Raw genomic sequence first — 15,971 nt, 5'->3', positions numbered from 1 at the left:
ACATCATGAGCACCGAGCGTACCAAAGACCCTAACCGCGTACTGATCTTCGACACCTCCTTGCGTGACGGCGAACAGGCCCCCGGCTTCAGCTTAGGCGTTGAGCACAAGCTGATGATGGCCCACGCCCTGAAGGATCTGGGCGTTGACATCATCGAAGCCGGTTTTGCCGCCTCCTCCCCCGGTGACGAAGAGGCCATTCAGACCATCGCCCGCGAGGTCCATGGCCCGACCTTCGCGTCGCTGTGCCGTGCGCTGGAATCAGACATCGACGCCGCCACACGCGCCCTGGCACCGGCGAAAAACCGTCGCTGCCACGTGTTTCTGGCTACCTCGCCGATCCACCGCGAGTTCAAACTGAAAAAGAGCCGTTCTCAGGTCGTCGAAATCACCGCAAAGGCCATTGCCCACGCGAAAAAGTCGTTCGATGACATCGAATTTTCCGCCGAAGACGCGATCCGTACTGAGCCTGATTTTCTGGCCGAGGTCTGCATTGCGGCGGCTGAGGCCGGTGCGACGACGCTCAACCTGCCCGATACGGTCGGCTACACCACGCCCAAGGAAATCTTCAAGATTTTCGCGGACGTCAAGGCGGCCCTGAAGGATCACCCGGACATCATCCTGTCGGCACATAACCATAACGACCTCGGTCTGGCCGTTGCCAATACGCTGGCCGCGCTTGAGGCCGGTGCCCGTCAGATCGAACTGACCATCAACGGCATCGGTGAGCGTGCAGGTAATGCCGCCCTCGAAGAAGTCGTCATGGCCCTGCGCACCCGTCCGGACGTTTACGGCCTGCACACCGGCATCGACACCACCAAGCTGGCCCACACCAGCCGCCTGTTGTCGCGCGCCACCGGCACGGTCGTCGTCCGTAACAAGGCCGTGGTCGGCAAAAACGCCTTTGCCCACGAATCCGGCATCCACCAGCATGGCATGCTGTCTAATGCCCGTACCTATGAGATCATGAACCCCGAAGATGTCGGGATCGAAAAATCCAATCTGGTTCTCGGCAAGCACTCCGGTCGTCACGCCATCGCCAAACAGGCGGCAGCGCTGGGCTATGAGCTGGACGAACTGGCTCTGGGTGAACTGTTTACCGCGTTCAAACGTCGCGCCGATGAAATCGGTGAGATCGATGAATTTGAACTCATGTCCCTGCTGACGCGCTCCAATGCCGATAAGGACGATGCGCGTCTGTTCAAGATCACGTCCGAAACGACCCGCGACAGCGTGTCGATCACGCTTGATCTGTTCCGTGACAATGGCGATCCGCTGCAAGTTACCGCTTCGGGGCTGAATGCCTTTGAGGCCGGTTTCCGTGCGCTGGTGGACGCCTATCAGATCGAAGCCCGCGTCAATGACTGTGAAATCATTCAGTCGGGCTTCACTTTCGACGGCGGCGCGTTCGCCGAAATCAGCTTGCAAATCAAGGGTGAGGTGTATCGGGGCCGTGGTCGCGGCCCCGACCCAGTGTGGGCCGGATTACGCGCCATATGTGATGGCTTTGAAAAATATGTCTTTCTGCACGACAGAAAGATGAAGGCTCAAAATTCTGACTCTGGAAAAATCCATGAAACCGCTCGCTGAAAAAATCTGGTTCAACGGTGAACTAAAACAATGGGAAGACGCGAAGATTCACGTCTTAACCCACGCGCTGCATTACGGCACAGGTGTCTTCGAAGGCATCCGCGCCTATGACACCCCTAAGGGGTCGGCTGTCTTCCGTCTAACGGAACACAACCAGCGCCTGCTCGATTCGGCCCGCATCTATCATCTACCGATGGCCTATACGGTCGAGCAGATCAATGCGGCCTGTAAGGAAACCCTGAAGGCCAATGGCCTGAAATCTGCCTATCTGCGCCCCATCGCCTTTTTGGGCGAATGTGGTCTGGGTGTCACGCCTAAGGCTGACAATATCCGCGTTGATGTCGCCATTGCCGCCTTCCCGTGGGGCGCCTATCTCGGCGAAGACGGCCTGACCAAGGGCGTCGATGTCTGCGTTTCCTCATGGCAGCGCGTTGCCCCGAACACCATCCCCGCCGCCGCCAAGGCTTCGGGCAACTATCTGTCGTCCTACCTCATCGGCCGTGAAGCCCGCACGCGCGGCTATGCCGAAGGCTTAGGTCTTGGCACCGATGGCCGTCTGTCCGAAGGTGCTGGCGAAAACCTGTTTGTCATCCTGAATGGCAAGCTGCACACCCCGCCGGTCGCCTCTTCCATTCTGGGCGGCATTACCCGCGACACGGTTTTGACTCTGGCACGTGCCGAAGGTATCGAGATCGTCGAGCAGGCCCTGCCGCGCGAAATGCTGTATCTGGCCAACGAAGTCTTCATGACCGGTACGGCAGCGGAAATCACGCCGATCCGCTCGATCGATGATATCCCGACCCGCGCAGGTGGCCCCGGTGAGATCACCAAGCTCTTGCAAGCGCGTTTTTCAGGCCTATTTAACGGTCAGACCGAAGATAAATGGGGCTGGCTCGACTACGTCTGAGCCACGTCGTTTTCTCTTTAACGGGAAGCCGCCCCAAGGGTTACACCCTGCGGCGGCTTTTCACTTTTTCTGTTCAGGGGTATAATCTCCCCTGCCCACAACGGAATATATACCATGTCATCGACTGCCAAATCCCTGTTTGAAAAGGTGTGGGAACGCCACATCGTCGAGGATGAATCCGCCGACAAGCCTGCGGTTCTGTATATCGACCTGCATCTGGTACACGAAGTCACCAGCCCGCAGGCCTTTTCCGAACTCGACGCGCGTGGCCTTAAGGTACGCCGTCCGGACCGCACCTTTGCGACGCTCGATCACTCGATACCGACGCTTGCGCCGGATGCCAATGGTGAGCGCCCCTATTTCACGCCTCAGGCCAAAATTCAGGTCGAAACCCTTGAGCAGAACACCAAAAACCACGGTGTAAAGCTGTTTGGCTGGGACTCTGACAATCGCGGCGTGGTGCATGTTATCGGGCCGGATATGGGTCTGACACAGCCAGGCTTCACGGTCGTCTGCGGTGACTCGCATACCTCAACCCACGGCGCTTTTGGCTGTATCGCCTTCGGTATCGGCACCTCCGAGGTCGGCCACGTGCTGGCGACGCAATGCCTGACCCAGCGCAAGCCGAAAACCATGCGCATCACCGTCAACGGCACCCTGCAAAAGGGCGTCACGGGTAAGGACGTGGCTTTGGCCATCATTCAGCGTCTGGGCTTTGGTGGCGGTACCGGCTATGCGCTGGAATATGCCGGTTCGGTCATCGAATCTCTGGATATGGAAGGCCGCATGACGGTCTGTAACCTGTCTATTGAAGCGGGTGCCCGTTGCGGCATGATCGCCCCTGACCAGACCACGGTCGAGTGGCTGCGCGGACGTGCCTATGCCCCCAAGGGCGAAGCCTTCGAGGCCGCCGCCGCTGACTGGCTGACGCTGAAATCCGACGAAGGCGCGGTCTTCGATAAGGAAATCACCATCGACGGTTCAGCCATCGAGCCCATGGCAACATGGGGCACCACACCGGATCAGGGCGGCGCTATCCGCGCCGGTGTGCCCTTGCCATCCAATGAAAACGACGTGAAGGCCCTGAAATATATGGGCCTGACCGGCGGCGATTCGCGTGATGTCGCTAAGGTCGATGTCGTGTTCATCGGCTCATGCACCAATGGACGTCTGGCTGACCTCAGGGCCGCCGCTGAAGTTATGCGTGGCCGCCACGTTGCCGAAGGCGTGCGTATGCTGGTGGTTCCGGGTTCGGAAAAAGTGCGCCTTGAAGCCGTTGCCGAAGGCCTTGATAAGGTCTTTGAAGAGGCCGGTGCCGAATGGCGTCTGCCCGGTTGTTCGATGTGTATCGCCATGAACGGCGATTTCGTCGCACCGGGTCAGTTGGCGGTTTCGACCTCCAATCGCAATTTCGAGGGCCGTCAGGGGCCGGGTTCGCGCACGGTTCTGGCCTCACCGGCCACCGCTGCGGCTTCGGCCATCGCCGGTCACGTGGCCGATCCGCGCCAATATATCGCCTAATCGCTTAAAAGTCCTTCGCTTCGCTCAGTGTACTTTTAAGCGTAATCCATATCGGCAAATCAGGGCTTGAAGCGGTTCTACGCCCTGATTTGACTTTTTATCCTATGACCGGCTTTGCCGGTATGTTTCAGAGGCTACAGCATGTCGTCCAATCAGGAACCGATCAACACCTTCTCGTCGCGCCTTGTTGTGCTGCCCGAAGCCAATATCGACACCGACCAGATCATTCCCGCCCGCTTTCTGACCACCACCACCAAGGCCGGTCTCGGCAAGGTGGCGTTCAATGACTGGCGTTACAATAATGACGGCTCGCTCAAGGCCGACTGCATCCTCAATATCATCGATCCTGAGGAGCATCGCATTCTGGTCGGCGGCAACAATTTCGGTTGCGGTTCGTCACGCGAACACGCCCCGTGGGCCCTGACCGACTATGGCTTCAAGGCGGTGATCTCAACAGAAATCGCCGACATCTTCCGCTCGAACAGTCTCAAAAACGGCCTGCTGCCGATCGTCGTGCCGCAGGACATTCACGACAAGCTGACGAAGAACCCGCAGCAGCGCGTGACCATCGACCTTGAGGCCTGCGAACTGCGTTTCGAAGACGGCACCGTGTTCGTGTTCCAGATCGACGCCTTCTCGCGTCAGTGCCTGCTTGAAGGCGTTGACGCTATGGGCTGGATTTTGAATCGCGTGTCCTCTATTGAGGCTTACGAACAAAGAACCGGCAAGGCCGCCGCCTGATTTCTGATGCCTGCAGCGGCATCATGACAAACGCGCCTTGCTCCGGTCAGGCGCGTTTTTTATTGGAAAGTATCTGAACATGGCAGAATTCAAGATTGTCGTTCTCCCCGGCGATGGCATTGGCCCTGAAGTGGCCGCCGCTGGCGTGGAAGCCCTGAAAACCATTGGTGAGGTCTATGGCCACAGCTTTGCGTTTGAAGAAAAGCTGATCGGCGGCATCGCCATTGATGAACGCGACGATCCCTATCCTGCCGATACCGACGCCGCCTGTCAGGCCGCTGACGCCGTAATCCTTGGTGCCGTTGGTGGCCCGAAGTGGGACCTGAAGCCCAAGCGCCCCGAACAGGGCCTGCTGGCCGTGCGTAAATCCCTTGGCCTGTTCGCCAATCTGCGTCCGATGGATGTCGCCGCCTCTCAGGCTTTCCGTTCGCCCCTGAAAGAAGACATCGTTTCGGGTGCCGACATGCTGATCGTGCGCGAACTGACCGGCGGTCTTTATTTCGGCAAGCAATCCCGCACCGAAACCTCGGCCACGGACGAATGTGTCTATACGGTCGAAGAAATTGAGCGCGTCGCCCGCATCGCCTTTGAGGCCGCCCGCAAGCGCCGTAACAAGGTCACCTCGGTCGATAAGGCCAATGTCATCGAGACCTCGCGTCTGTGGCGTGAAACGGTCAACAAACTGCATGCCGCCGAATATTCGGATGTCGAGCTTGAGCATGCGCTGGTCGATTCGATGGCCATGCACCTCGTGACCCGTCCGAAATCCTTTGACGTTATCGTCACGGAAAACATGTTTGGCGACATCCTGTCCGATCTGGCCTCGGTTCTGCCGGGTTCTATCGGCCTGCTGGGGTCGGCCTCGCTTGGGGCCACCGGCAAGGGTCTCTATGAGCCGATCCACGGCTCAGCGCCCGACATCGCCGGTAAGGATCTGGCCAACCCCATCGGTACGCTGAAGTCCGTCTCTATGCTGCTGCGCTTCTCGCTCAACCTCAATGCCGAAGCCGATGCCCTTGATGCCGCTATCGAAGCGGTCATTCAAAAAGGCATCCTGACCCGCGACCTCGGTGGCACCGCCGCCGGTTCCGAAGTCACCAAAGCCATCGTCGCCGAAATCCGCGCCGCTTAAAACCTTCTCCCCTTAGGGGAGAAGGTGGCCTTCAAAGGCCGGATGAGGGGCAACTGCGCCCACTCTGCCCTTACCCCCTCACCCTAACCCTCTCCCTAATGGGGAGAGGGAATGTTGCAAGGAACCCTCCCATGTCCTCTACCCTGCTCAATGGTCTGTCCGAAATTTCCAGTGACTATGAGGCTGTGTTTTGCGACATCTGGGGGGTCATCCACAACGGCAAGCAACATTTCCCCGCCGCCTATGAGGCCCTGCGCCGCTTCAAAGCCGAACGCGGGCCGGTGGTTCTGATCTCCAACTCACCCCGCCCCCGTGAAGGGCTTGAAAAACAGCTGAATGATCTCGGCGTATTTGATGACGCCTATAGTGCCATTGTCTCCTCAGGCGATGCGACCCGCCAGTTCCTGAGAGACTATGCCCCCACCGGTTCGGCCTGGGTCGTCGGCCCTGACCGCGACAAGGCCCTTTATGATGGGCTGGATATCGATCTGTCCGGCACGCCTGAAACCGCCGCTTTCATTAGCTGCACCGGCCTTTATGACGACGAAACCGATCAGCTGTCCGACTATCAGGCAGCCTTCAAAATCGCCGCCGCGCGTAAGCTGCCGTTCGTCTGTGCCAACCCCGACCGCATCGTCCAGCGCGGCGACCAGATCATCCTCTGCGCCGGTTCTCTGGCCGATCTCTATATGAGCCTTGGCGGCGAAGCGATCATGGCCGGTAAGCCCTATGCCCCGATCTATGATCTTTGCTATCAGGCGCTGGAAAAGACGACCGGTAAGCCTGCCGATAAATCCCGCATTCTGGCCATAGGCGACGGCCTGCCGACCGATGTTTTAGGGGCCAATGGCCAAGGTCTTGATCTGGTGTTTGTCGCCGCCGGTATCCATGCCACCGAAGCCACCAACGACCTCGGTGAACTCGATGCCCGCCTGCTGGCAAAGGTACTGGAAACGCAAAAAGCGCAGGCCCGCTATGTGACCCGCGCTCTAAGCTGGTAAACCATCACCAAACTTATTTATTTTTATTAGTCAAACAGGGCGTCAATATCGTCCTGTGAGTTGGTCTTCTTGAGATCTTCAGGCGACATATCGAACAAGGCGTCGATATCATCCTGCGAATTATCAACGCTTTCCGCCTTGCTGGGGACTGGGGCGGGGACTGGAGCCGGTACAGGCGGGGTGACACGCGGCGGTGCCACGGGTGCGACCGGCGCTTTTGCGACTACGGGGGCCACAGGGGCCGCCTTAGGGGCCTCGACCTTGGGGGCCTGAACCTTTACCTCAGGTGCCGGTGCGGCGGGTGCTGCCGGTGTGGGGGCCGCAACCGGGGCATCAAACATGGCGTCAATCGCATCCTGAGCGGTCTCAGGGCCACCGATAGCCGGGCCGTTGAGCAAGAGGTCACGCGCACGCTGTTCGCGCTCGCTTAAGGTCTCTACCGCCTTGTCCTCAACCCCAAGGGCAGAGGCCAGCTTGGTCACCCGTTCTTCAATCTGCTGAAGCACATGAATGACCTTGGAAACGCGCTGACCGGTAATGTCCTGAAACGAACAGGCTTCAAAGATCATCATCACCTGATCGTCCACCGCCGCCTTATAGGCTTTGGGGTCGGACGCATCCATACCCATGATGGCCTCGGCGGCATTCATGATGGTGTGGGTAGCGGCCTCCGTGTCACGCGTGATCGCCTCAAGCTCCGCCCCCGCTGTCGGGATGCGCTCCTGTGACAGATCCTGCGGACGCAGTTCGCGGATTTCCTCTTTTGCCTTCGAGATATAACCGGCAATGACGCGAAATTCCTCGGCGCGACGTTTGTCGAGCTGCTTGAAAAAACCGCGCATCAGGGCCACAAGGGCTTCTGACTGCTGCATGAGGTTAATCAGCTTCGGCTCCAGTTCCGCGACCAGACCGGCGTCAACGCCGTCCATATCCATCGGCTCTGTCTGTGTGTGAGCAACCTGGCCCATTGGAAACCTGCTTATCAGTAAACTTAAAACTCGCCGAGAACGGCCGTGATCTTTTGCTTCAGCGTCGCACCGTTGAACGGTTTGACGATATAGTTGTTCACACCCGCCTTCTTGGCGGCAATCACGTTTTCGGTCTTGGATTCGGCCGTAACCATGATGAAGGGTGTTCTTTTGAGCGAATCGTCCGAACGGACTTTCAGAAGCAACTCATAACCCGTCATGGGTTCCATGTTCCAGTCGGAAATGACCAGACCGTAATTGCTCTTTTTCATCTTATCCAGCGCTTCTGCGCCATCAGATGCTTCTTCGATGTTCTCGAAACCCAGTTGCTTCAGCAGATTGCCAATAATCCGCAGCATGGTTTTGTAATCATCAACCACCAGGATCGGCATGGACATATCGACGGCCATGAGTGTAACGCCCCACCTATAATAAATACGAGCCGCCTTATGCGGGCTCTTCTTGGAAGAGAGCCCCATAATGACCAGAACCCGATAAGATAGGGTTAAAACCCGTTTTGAAAAATATTGATAATATTCAACAATATAACAGTTATTAACCATGAAAATCAGGGCTTTTGTGAACCGTGATGCCAAAGAAAATACCAGATTGGCACAAATTCCACCCGCGATTTTGCCCCTCACCTAGGCCGTCAGACGGCTTGGCAAACCCATCGACTGTGCGTAAGGCTTTGGGCCACAGAGAATTCAGGACGCCTTATCAATGAGCGATGCCCAAACGGTCTGCCTCGAAGACCTTACCATTGGCCAAACCTATGAACGCCATTTCACCGCCACTGATGCCGTGATCCGCGCCTTTGCCGATGTCTCCGAAGATCATAATCCTATCCATGTCGACGAAGACTTTGCCGCCACCACCCCTTTCAAGGGTCGCATCGCACACGGCGCCCTGCTGGGCGCATGGATTTCCGCCACCATCGCCGGTGGCTTGCCGGGGCGCGGCTCTATCTATGTCTCGCAGAACCTGAACTTCAAACGGGCGGTAAAGCTTGATGATGAGGTCACCATCACCCTGACGGTTACCGACATCGATCTCAAGACCAGTCGTGTCATTCTTTCGACCGTTGCCAAGGTGCGTAACAAGTTGTTTGCCGATGGCCAGTCCGAAGTCATCGCGCCGCGCCGTCCAGCCTGAGAGTCCGTCCGTGTCTTCGCTCAAAGCTTTCCTTCTGACGCTCGAACCGGGCGGTGACCTGCGCTCCAGCGCCCTGAATGAGGCCGCCATCTCGCAAGCCTTGCCCAAAGGCGTATCCGCCGCCATAGGCAGCTTTGATGGCGTGCATCAGGGCCATCAGCGCGTCATTGAAAACGCCGTGGCCACAGGGCGCAGGCACAATGCCGCGTCCGCCGTCATCGCCTTCGATCCGCATCCTCAGGCCTATTTCCTGCAAAAGGCTGGTAAAGCGGTCGAACCGTTTCGCCTGATGTCACTTCCCCAGCAGCTTAAGGCCTTTGAGGCGCTTGGGGTCGGCACGGTGTTTGTCCTGCGCTTTGATCCGGTACTGGCAAGCCTTAGCCCCGAAGACTTTGTGCGCATCCTGCTGCATGAGCATCTTAAGATTATTCATGTCGCCTGTGGCTTTGACTTCCGTTTCGGCAATAAGGGCGCGGGAGATGCCCCCTTGCTGGCGCAACTGGGGACACAGTTTGGCTTTACGACCTCTGAAACCGCCTGTCAGACGGATGAAACCGGCCACAAGCTGTCGTCATCCGCCGTGCGCGAGGCCTTGCTTGACGGCAATGTACAACTGGCCGGTCACATACTCGGACGGCCTCAGGCCTATCGTGGCCTCGTGACGCGTGGCGACCAGATTGGCCGCACCATAGGCTTCCCCACGGCCAATATCGATATGAGCGATTATCTGCGCCCGAAAAAGGGCGTCTATGTCACCCGCACGACGCTTGATGCCGGAGATGGGGACGTGCAGGTCTACGGCAGCGTGACCAATTTTGGCAACCGCCCGACGGTCAACGGCCTTTCCGAACGCTTTGAAACCCACATCTTCGACCTTGATCATGAAATCTATGATCGCGTCATCGAGGTCGAACTTCTGCACTATCTCAGACCCGAACAGAAATTCGACAGTTTCGACGCCCTCAAGGCTCAGATCGCCAGAGACGCCGAAACCGCCAAAGCCTACTTCAAAGATTAGGGCTTACTTTAAAGACGGCCCCCTCATACCTCCCTGACTTGTCGGGGAGGGTGGCATCGCGTAAGCGATGACGGGTGGGGTATCTTACTGACTTAACAGCACGCCCCAAATTCAGACAAGACACCCCACCATCCCCGCTGCGCGGCGGTCCCCCTCCCCATCAAAGATGGGGAGGTATGACGGCATACACTTAAACCTACTTCGCGGGCTGAATATCAATCCCGTCCAGAATCAAATCCGCCTGCGGACTGATGATTGACACGGTCTGCGTCCCCGCTGGCAAGTCCAGCGTCACGCTTTCGCTCAGGCGATTATTCAACACCCCTTGTGCCCAATAGGCGTTCTGATCGGCACGATCAAAGGTCAGTGTCTTAGTCTGGCCGTTGACCACAAGATTGAGCGTCCAGGCCGTCGCCCCATCGGTCGGATAAATCGGTATAATATGCGCCGTCACGGTCCATTTACCCGCCTCCGGCACGTCTGCCGTCACACGGTTTTGCGCACCGGCCTTCAACGCCCGCACGCTGCCTTCCCCACGGCCCAATCCCTGCACAAAGGCCCAATCCTTGTTGGCCGTCGCCTCAAGCCGGATCACCGGATCATGTATCTTGACCATCGGCAGTTCACCGTCTTTTGCCATCCCTTCCGCAGGCAGCATCGGGGCCGCAAGACGATAGGAGAGCCACAGATTATCCGCCGGTTCCTCATTGATGAACCCGCGCCATTTGCCACCGGCAATATCCTCGCCATAGGCCCGCGTCAGGTCTTTGAGCGCCGCATCGGCCGCCCGCGCCTTATAGGCATGGATCATCCCGCGCTCAGGGTTATTTTCATAGCTCCCCGCAAAGGATTCCAGTGCAAAGAACCGCTCATTGGCCAGCGCGGAGGCCTTGACCGGATATTCAACCAGCTGGAAGAACCCGTCGCGCTGCGCCTCTGGCACCGCCGCCTTGACGCCCTCAAGGTCGTTCGTCATGGCCTTAAAGGCCCCGAGACGCGGCAACACCTCATAGATCGGCAGACCCGAACGCCCACGCCTTGCGGTCGGCAGGTGATATTGCAAATGCTCCGGCTTACGCACGTAATTCAGGCGGTAATACTGATCCAGCACCCCGCCAATGGCTTCGGACTGAGTTGCCCCAAAAGTCTTTGCCGCAAACTGATTGAGATATTCACGCTGCGACAGCTTGCGCACCCCGTCCACATCCCACGCCAGATCAAACACGTAGGACAGATTGACCTCGGCAGGCTTGATATCCCCGGCATTGATCATCCAGAAACGGTCAATGCCGTTATCATAGGCCCGCGTCAGTTCCGCACCAATCAGGGCTGGCGGCGTGGTCGACAGCCACAGATAGGCCATCGGTGCCCCCAGATAGGACAGGTGATAATAGACGCCCGACCCGCCGCTGCGTTTGCGTTCATCGGCATTGGGGAACTGGCGGATATAGCCGAAATTGTCGTTCGGCCAGACAAGGGTGACATCCTCAGGCACCTTCAGGCCCGCCCGATAGATTTCCAGCACCTCCTTATAGGGCACGAACATCTGCGGCAGACCTTCGGGGTCACCCACCTCCTCGCGCAGCATCTGACGCTGATCGGTAATAATCCGGTCAAGCAGGTCACGGCGCTCCTCAACCGTATCGACGCCGACAATGCCGGAATCGTGGATGCCGCGCATCCCCAGACTATAGTGGCTTTCATAGGCGTGGTTGGTCTTCAGGCGTTCGCGCCAATAGGATTTCACCCCTTCGGCATTGATCACATAGTTGAACTGTGATCCGGCCTCTTTCCACTCGCCCACATTGTTGCGCAACATCGGCTCGGCATGGCTTGAGCCCATGACGATGGCATAACGATCCGCCAGCTTCGCATTCTCCGGATCAGCATTGAACGGTGTGGATACCTTATGCATGGCGGGCCACAGCGTGTTGGCCTTCAGGCGCAGCAAAAGCTCGAACACCTTCTCATAGGTTTTCGGCCCGATATTGCCCGTTTCCGGATCAAAGGTGTTGGCCGCCCACGGGAACAGGCCCCAGTCTTCGTCATTGATAAACAAGCCGCGATATTTCACCGACGGCCCTTCCGAGAGATACTTGACCTGCCCCGTATAGAGCGCCGCCTTCTTCTGAGGCGCAACATCCGCCCACCAGTACCAGGGTGATACGCCAATCGCTTCCGACAAGGCATAGACGCCATAGGCCGTTCCGCGCCGGTCAGAACCGACAATCACCAGCGCCGCGTCAACGCCCTGAATGGGCTTTTGCACGCTGATGACCGCATAACATTCCCAGCAGTCATTGAGCGCCGACACATTGATCTTGCGCCGCTTGATCAGCTCCTCGATCAGCGGATTAACGCCCTGTGTACCGATCCATATCTGCTGCGTGGCGCTGCCCGAACCAGACACCGACGGCTTCTGACCCGTCACGCGTGCAATGTCCTCACTCAGGTCTTCAGCAGCAATGCCGACCACCGGCGCATCCGTGGCCGACACCACAATATCAGCCGGGGACGCCCCCACAATGGCCATACCGCCGCGTTTCGGCGCTTCACTGATCCATGAGGCGTCCGCCCAAACCACCGAAGGCAACACCAATCCGCATAGCATCGTCAGCCAGACCCGCATGGTCACATCCCTTTTTGATCATTATAGGTTAGAAACAATCAGTATCGTTCATAGCCCGCCGGATCAACCCCGTTATCAGATAACTTCATACCTCCCTGACTTGTCGGGGAGGGTGGCATCGCGTGAGCGATGACGGGTGGGGCATCTGGCTTGCCTTGATCTCTGCCGCTTATCAAACCCGAAAAACCCTAGGCAACCCTGCCCGCCTCTGATAAACGCATGAGTTATGTCTATGATACGGGCGACTTTCCGAATTTCCAGCCCGGTATAGGCCCCTCATATCAAAGGGCCTGTGCCGGGACATATGCTCGCGCCCCCTTCTGTGCCCCCATTTCCAGAGATCATATCAGACACTATGTCTTCCGAATCCCAAACGCCCCGCGACTACCGCGAAACGGTCTTTTTGCCCGAAACCGAATTCCCCATGCGCGCAGGCCTGCCCAAGGCCGAGCCGGAATGGCTCAAAAAGTGGGAAGCCGCCGACCTGTATCACGCGGTGCGTAAGGCCCGTCAGGCGGCCGGTGCGGAAACCTATGTGCTGCACGATGGCCCCCCCTATGCCAATGGCAATATCCATATCGGCCATGCACTCAATAAGATCCTCAAGGACTTCATCGTCCGCTCGCAGTTCCTGCTGGGTAAGGACGTGGACTATATCCCCGGTTGGGATTGCCACGGCCTGCCGATTGAATGGAAGATCGAAGAAGAATTCCGCGCCAAGGGCCGCAAAAAGGACGAGGTGCCTGCCAAAGAATTCCGTAAGGCCTGCCGTGAATATGCCGCGAAATGGATCGACATTCAGCGCGAGGAGTTCAAGCGTCTTGGCGTGCTTGGTGAATGGGATAAGCGCTACGCCACCATGGATTTCTCGTCCGAAGCGGCCGTGACCAAGGAATTCCACAAATTCCTGATGTCAGGTCAGCTTTATCGCGGCTCAAAGCCGGTCATGTGGTCGCCGGTCGAACGCACGGCTCTGGCCGATGCCGAGGTCGAATATGCCAACCACACCTCGCCCACCGTCTGGGTAAAGTTCCCCGTCAGAGGGCAAACCTCATCCGTTGTCATCTGGACAACGACCCCGTGGACAATACCGGCCAACCGCGCCGTCAGCTTCAACCCGAAGATCGCCTACGCCGTTTATGAAATCACCGAAATGGCTACCGAAGAAGCCCTTGGCTTCGCGCCATGGGCCAAGGCCGGTGATCGCCTGATCGTGGCCGAAAAACTGGCCGATGACGTGCTCAAAGCCGCCAATGCTACGGCCTTTGTCAAGGTCGAAAGCCTTATGCCTGAAACGCTTCAGGGCTATGTCCTGTCGCACCCGCTTGCGCAATTCGACGAAGGCTACGGTTTCGACGTCCCCATGCTGGCCGGTGATCACGTCACTGACGATGCCGGTACGGGCTTTGTGCACACCGCTCCCGGCCACGGCGCGGACGACTATCTGATCTGGCTCAAATCCGGCTTCAGCCTCGACGCCATCCCTGACACGGTTGACCCCGACGGGGCCTATTACCCGCATGTGCCGTTGTTCGCGGGCCTGAAGGTCATCGAGACCGAAGGCAAAAAAGCCGGTAAATTCGGCCCCGCCAACACTGAGGTGATGAACAAACTGATCGAGGCCGGAAACCTGCTGGCGCGCGGGCGTGTCGAACACTCCTATCCGCACTCATGGCGCTCAAAGGCACCGGTCATCTTCCGCAACACGCCCCAGTGGTTCATCCGCATGGATGGCGAAGGCCAACTCCGTCAAAAAGCTATCGCCGCCATCAAGGAAACGACCTTCTACCCCGATCAGGGCCGCAACCGTATCGGTGCCATGGTTGAAACGCGCCCCGACTGGCTTATCAGCCGTCAGCGCAACTGGGGCACGCCGCTGGCCATGTATGTCAACAAAGCAACCGGCGAACCGCTGAAAGACGAAGCCGTCAACGACCGCATCATCAAACTGATCGAAACCGAAGGGGCCGACGCATGGTTCCTGCGTCCCGACGAAGACTTCCTCGGTAACACCTATAATCCGGCGGATTTCGAGAAGATCACCGACATCCTTGATGTGTGGTTTGATTCCGGCTCCACCCACGCCTTTACCTTCAACAAACCCGACAGCGCCTACCCAGTCGCCGACCTCTATCTCGAAGGCTCCGATCAGCATCGCGGCTGGTTTCAGTCGTCGCTTCTGGAATCCTGCGGCACACGCGGCGTTGCCCCGTTCAGGGCCGTCCTGACGCACGGCTTCGTGCTGGATGAGAACGGCGAGAAGATGTCGAAATCCAAGGGCAATGTCGTTGCCCCTCAGGACGTAGCCAAGGAATACGGCATCGAAATCCTGCGCCTGTGGGTCGCCCTGTCCGACTATTCCGACGACCTGCGTATCGGCAAACAGATCATCCAGACGACCGTCGATGCCTACCGCAAACTGCGCAATTCGATCCGCTATCTCTTGGGCGCGCTCAAAGGCTATGACGCTTCCGAAGCCGTGGAATATACAGACCTGCCGTCACTGGAACGCTATATCCTGCACGGTGTACATCAACTCGATGCCGATGTGCGCGACGCCTATCTGCGTTATGATTTCGCAGGCGTCATCCGTCCGGTGGCCGATTTCGCCTCGCAAACCCTGTCGGCGTTGTATTTCGATATCCGCAAAGACAGCCTCTATTGCGATCAGCCGTCCGATCTGAAACGCCGCGCCTGTCGCACCGTGCTCAACATCCTGTTTGAGCGCCTGACCGGCTGGCTTGGCCCGATCCTCACCTTCACCACCGAAGAAGCCCATGCCTCGCGTTACAATGAGGGCGCAAATATCTTCCGTGTGCTGGAACCTGTGCCCGCCGAATGGCACAACCCCGCCGAAGCCGACCGCTGGGCACGCATCGAAAAAGTGCTGTCGGTCGTCACCGCCGCCCTTGAGATCGAACGCCGTGAAAAGCGCATTGGCGGTGCCTTGGAAGCCGCCCCTGTGGTCTATGTCGAAGACGCCCACCTGATCGCGGCTTTTGAAGGCAATGATGCCGCCGAAATCTTCCGCACGTCTCAGGCGACACTTAAAAACGAAGCCGCTCCGGAAGGCGCGTTCCGCCTTGAAGACACGGCGGGCATTGGCGTGACCGTACCACGTGCCGAAGGCAATAAGTGCCAGCGTTCCTGGCGCATCCTGCCCGAAGTCGGCTCTGACCCGCGCTATCCTGACCTGTCATTGCGTGATGCCGAAGCCGTGGCCGAGTGGGACGCCGCCCATGGCTAATAATATAAAACGCGACGCCAGAATTTTTACATCCTCCCCCGTTTACGGGGGAGGTGGCAGCGC

General features: G+C 58.0%; 12 protein-coding genes. 9 read left to right on the top strand and 3 right to left on the bottom strand.

Translation table 11 applies throughout. The features are described from left to right. Positions 1-5: 5 nt before the first annotated feature. From E5201_RS03105 to E5201_RS03080, 6 genes are all read left to right on the top strand, one after another. A complete protein-coding gene (locus tag E5201_RS03105; protein WP_140984531.1) occupies positions 6-1,589 on the top strand; it encodes a 2-isopropylmalate synthase in 1,584 nt (527 codons plus the stop codon). Next, on the top strand, positions 1,573-2,496 hold the full coding sequence (locus E5201_RS03100) for a branched-chain amino acid transaminase (RefSeq protein WP_140984530.1): 924 nt from the start codon (positions 1,573-1,575) through the stop codon (positions 2,494-2,496). The genes E5201_RS03105 and E5201_RS03100 overlap by 17 nt, the downstream gene beginning before the upstream one ends. A 114-nt stretch (positions 2,497-2,610) precedes the next feature. Then, positions 2,611-4,017 carry a 3-isopropylmalate dehydratase large subunit gene (leuC, locus tag E5201_RS03095; protein ID WP_140984529.1) on the top strand — a complete coding sequence of 469 codons (1,407 nt, stop codon included), beginning with the start codon at positions 2,611-2,613 and terminating at the stop codon, positions 4,015-4,017. 141 nt (positions 4,018-4,158) lie between these two features. Continuing rightward, positions 4,159-4,758, top strand: a complete 600-nt coding sequence (gene leuD / locus E5201_RS03090) for a 3-isopropylmalate dehydratase small subunit (RefSeq protein WP_140984528.1) — start codon at positions 4,159-4,161, stop codon at positions 4,756-4,758. Between the two features lie 79 nt (positions 4,759-4,837). Continuing rightward, complete coding sequence (leuB, locus tag E5201_RS03085; protein WP_140984527.1) at positions 4,838-5,890, top strand: 3-isopropylmalate dehydrogenase; 1,053 nt, start codon at positions 4,838-4,840, stop codon at positions 5,888-5,890. Positions 5,891-6,021: 131 nt separating this feature from the next. After that, complete coding sequence (locus tag E5201_RS03080) at positions 6,022-6,891, top strand: TIGR01459 family HAD-type hydrolase (protein ID WP_140984526.1); 870 nt, start codon at positions 6,022-6,024, stop codon at positions 6,889-6,891. Positions 6,892-6,917: 26 nt separating this feature from the next. Here the strand turns inward: E5201_RS03080 and E5201_RS03075 are convergent, their stop codons facing one another. Together E5201_RS03075 and E5201_RS03070 are read right to left on the bottom strand one after the other, a co-directional pair. After that, positions 6,918-7,859 carry a protein phosphatase CheZ gene (locus E5201_RS03075; protein ID WP_140984525.1) on the bottom strand — a complete coding sequence of 314 codons (942 nt, stop codon included), beginning with the start codon at positions 7,857-7,859 and terminating at the stop codon, positions 6,918-6,920. Between the two features lie 23 nt (positions 7,860-7,882). Next, positions 7,883-8,269 carry a response regulator gene (locus E5201_RS03070; RefSeq protein ID WP_140984524.1) on the bottom strand — a complete coding sequence of 129 codons (387 nt, stop codon included), beginning with the start codon at positions 8,267-8,269 and terminating at the stop codon, positions 7,883-7,885. A gap of 313 nt (positions 8,270-8,582) precedes the next feature. Between E5201_RS03070 and E5201_RS03065 the strand changes: the two genes are divergently transcribed. Together E5201_RS03065 and ribF are read left to right on the top strand one after the other, a co-directional pair. Then, entirely contained in the window at positions 8,583-9,014 is a 432-nt protein-coding gene (locus E5201_RS03065; protein WP_140984523.1) for a MaoC family dehydratase, read from the top strand. A gap of 10 nt (positions 9,015-9,024) precedes the next feature. Next, on the top strand, positions 9,025-10,032 hold the full coding sequence (gene ribF, locus E5201_RS03060; protein ID WP_246050363.1) for a riboflavin biosynthesis protein RibF: 1,008 nt from the start codon (positions 9,025-9,027) through the stop codon (positions 10,030-10,032). Positions 10,033-10,228: 196 nt separating this feature from the next. On the opposite strand, the gene E5201_RS03055 is transcribed toward ribF, so the two are convergent. Continuing rightward, the gene (locus tag E5201_RS03055) at positions 10,229-12,661 is read right to left on the bottom strand and encodes a glycosyl hydrolase 115 family protein (protein WP_140984521.1); all 2,433 of its coding nucleotides are present in this window, start codon (positions 12,659-12,661) and stop codon (positions 10,229-10,231) included. Between the two features lie 355 nt (positions 12,662-13,016). Between E5201_RS03055 and ileS the strand changes: the two genes are divergently transcribed. Then, a complete protein-coding gene (gene ileS, locus E5201_RS03050) occupies positions 13,017-15,908 on the top strand; it encodes an isoleucine--tRNA ligase (protein ID WP_140984520.1) in 2,892 nt (963 codons plus the stop codon). Positions 15,909-15,971 lie beyond the last annotated feature (63 nt).

The sequence above is a fragment of the Asticcacaulis tiandongensis genome (genome assembly GCF_006475605.1).
GTDB classification, from domain to species: Bacteria; Pseudomonadota; Alphaproteobacteria; order Caulobacterales; family Caulobacteraceae; genus Asticcacaulis; species Asticcacaulis tiandongensis.
The sequence above is the reverse complement of the archived record's forward strand: the minus strand, read 5'-3'. Positions and strand labels throughout refer to the sequence as shown.

What these genes read in the sequence shown, in the direction of transcription:
- E5201_RS03105 (WP_140984531.1), top strand. Translation starts at nt 6, where the DNA reads ATGAGCACCGAGCGTACCAAAGACCCTAACCGCGTACTGATCTTCGAC.
- E5201_RS03100 (WP_140984530.1), top strand. Translation starts at nt 1,573, where the DNA reads ATGAAACCGCTCGCTGAAAAAATCTGGTTCAACGGTGAACTAAAACAA.
- leuC (WP_140984529.1), top strand. Translation starts at nt 2,611, where the DNA reads ATGTCATCGACTGCCAAATCCCTGTTTGAAAAGGTGTGGGAACGCCAC.
- leuD (WP_140984528.1), top strand. Translation starts at nt 4,159, where the DNA reads ATGTCGTCCAATCAGGAACCGATCAACACCTTCTCGTCGCGCCTTGTT.
- leuB (WP_140984527.1), top strand. Translation starts at nt 4,838, where the DNA reads ATGGCAGAATTCAAGATTGTCGTTCTCCCCGGCGATGGCATTGGCCCT.
- E5201_RS03080 (WP_140984526.1), top strand. Translation starts at nt 6,022, where the DNA reads ATGTCCTCTACCCTGCTCAATGGTCTGTCCGAAATTTCCAGTGACTAT.
- E5201_RS03075 (WP_140984525.1), bottom strand. Translation starts at nt 7,859, where the DNA reads ATGGGCCAGGTTGCTCACACACAGACAGAGCCGATGGATATGGACGGC.
- E5201_RS03070 (WP_140984524.1), bottom strand. Translation starts at nt 8,269, where the DNA reads ATGGCCGTCGATATGTCCATGCCGATCCTGGTGGTTGATGATTACAAA.
- E5201_RS03065 (WP_140984523.1), top strand. Translation starts at nt 8,583, where the DNA reads ATGAGCGATGCCCAAACGGTCTGCCTCGAAGACCTTACCATTGGCCAA.
- E5201_RS03055 (WP_140984521.1), bottom strand. Translation starts at nt 12,661, where the DNA reads ATGCGGGTCTGGCTGACGATGCTATGCGGATTGGTGTTGCCTTCGGTG.
- ileS (WP_140984520.1), top strand. Translation starts at nt 13,017, where the DNA reads ATGTCTTCCGAATCCCAAACGCCCCGCGACTACCGCGAAACGGTCTTT.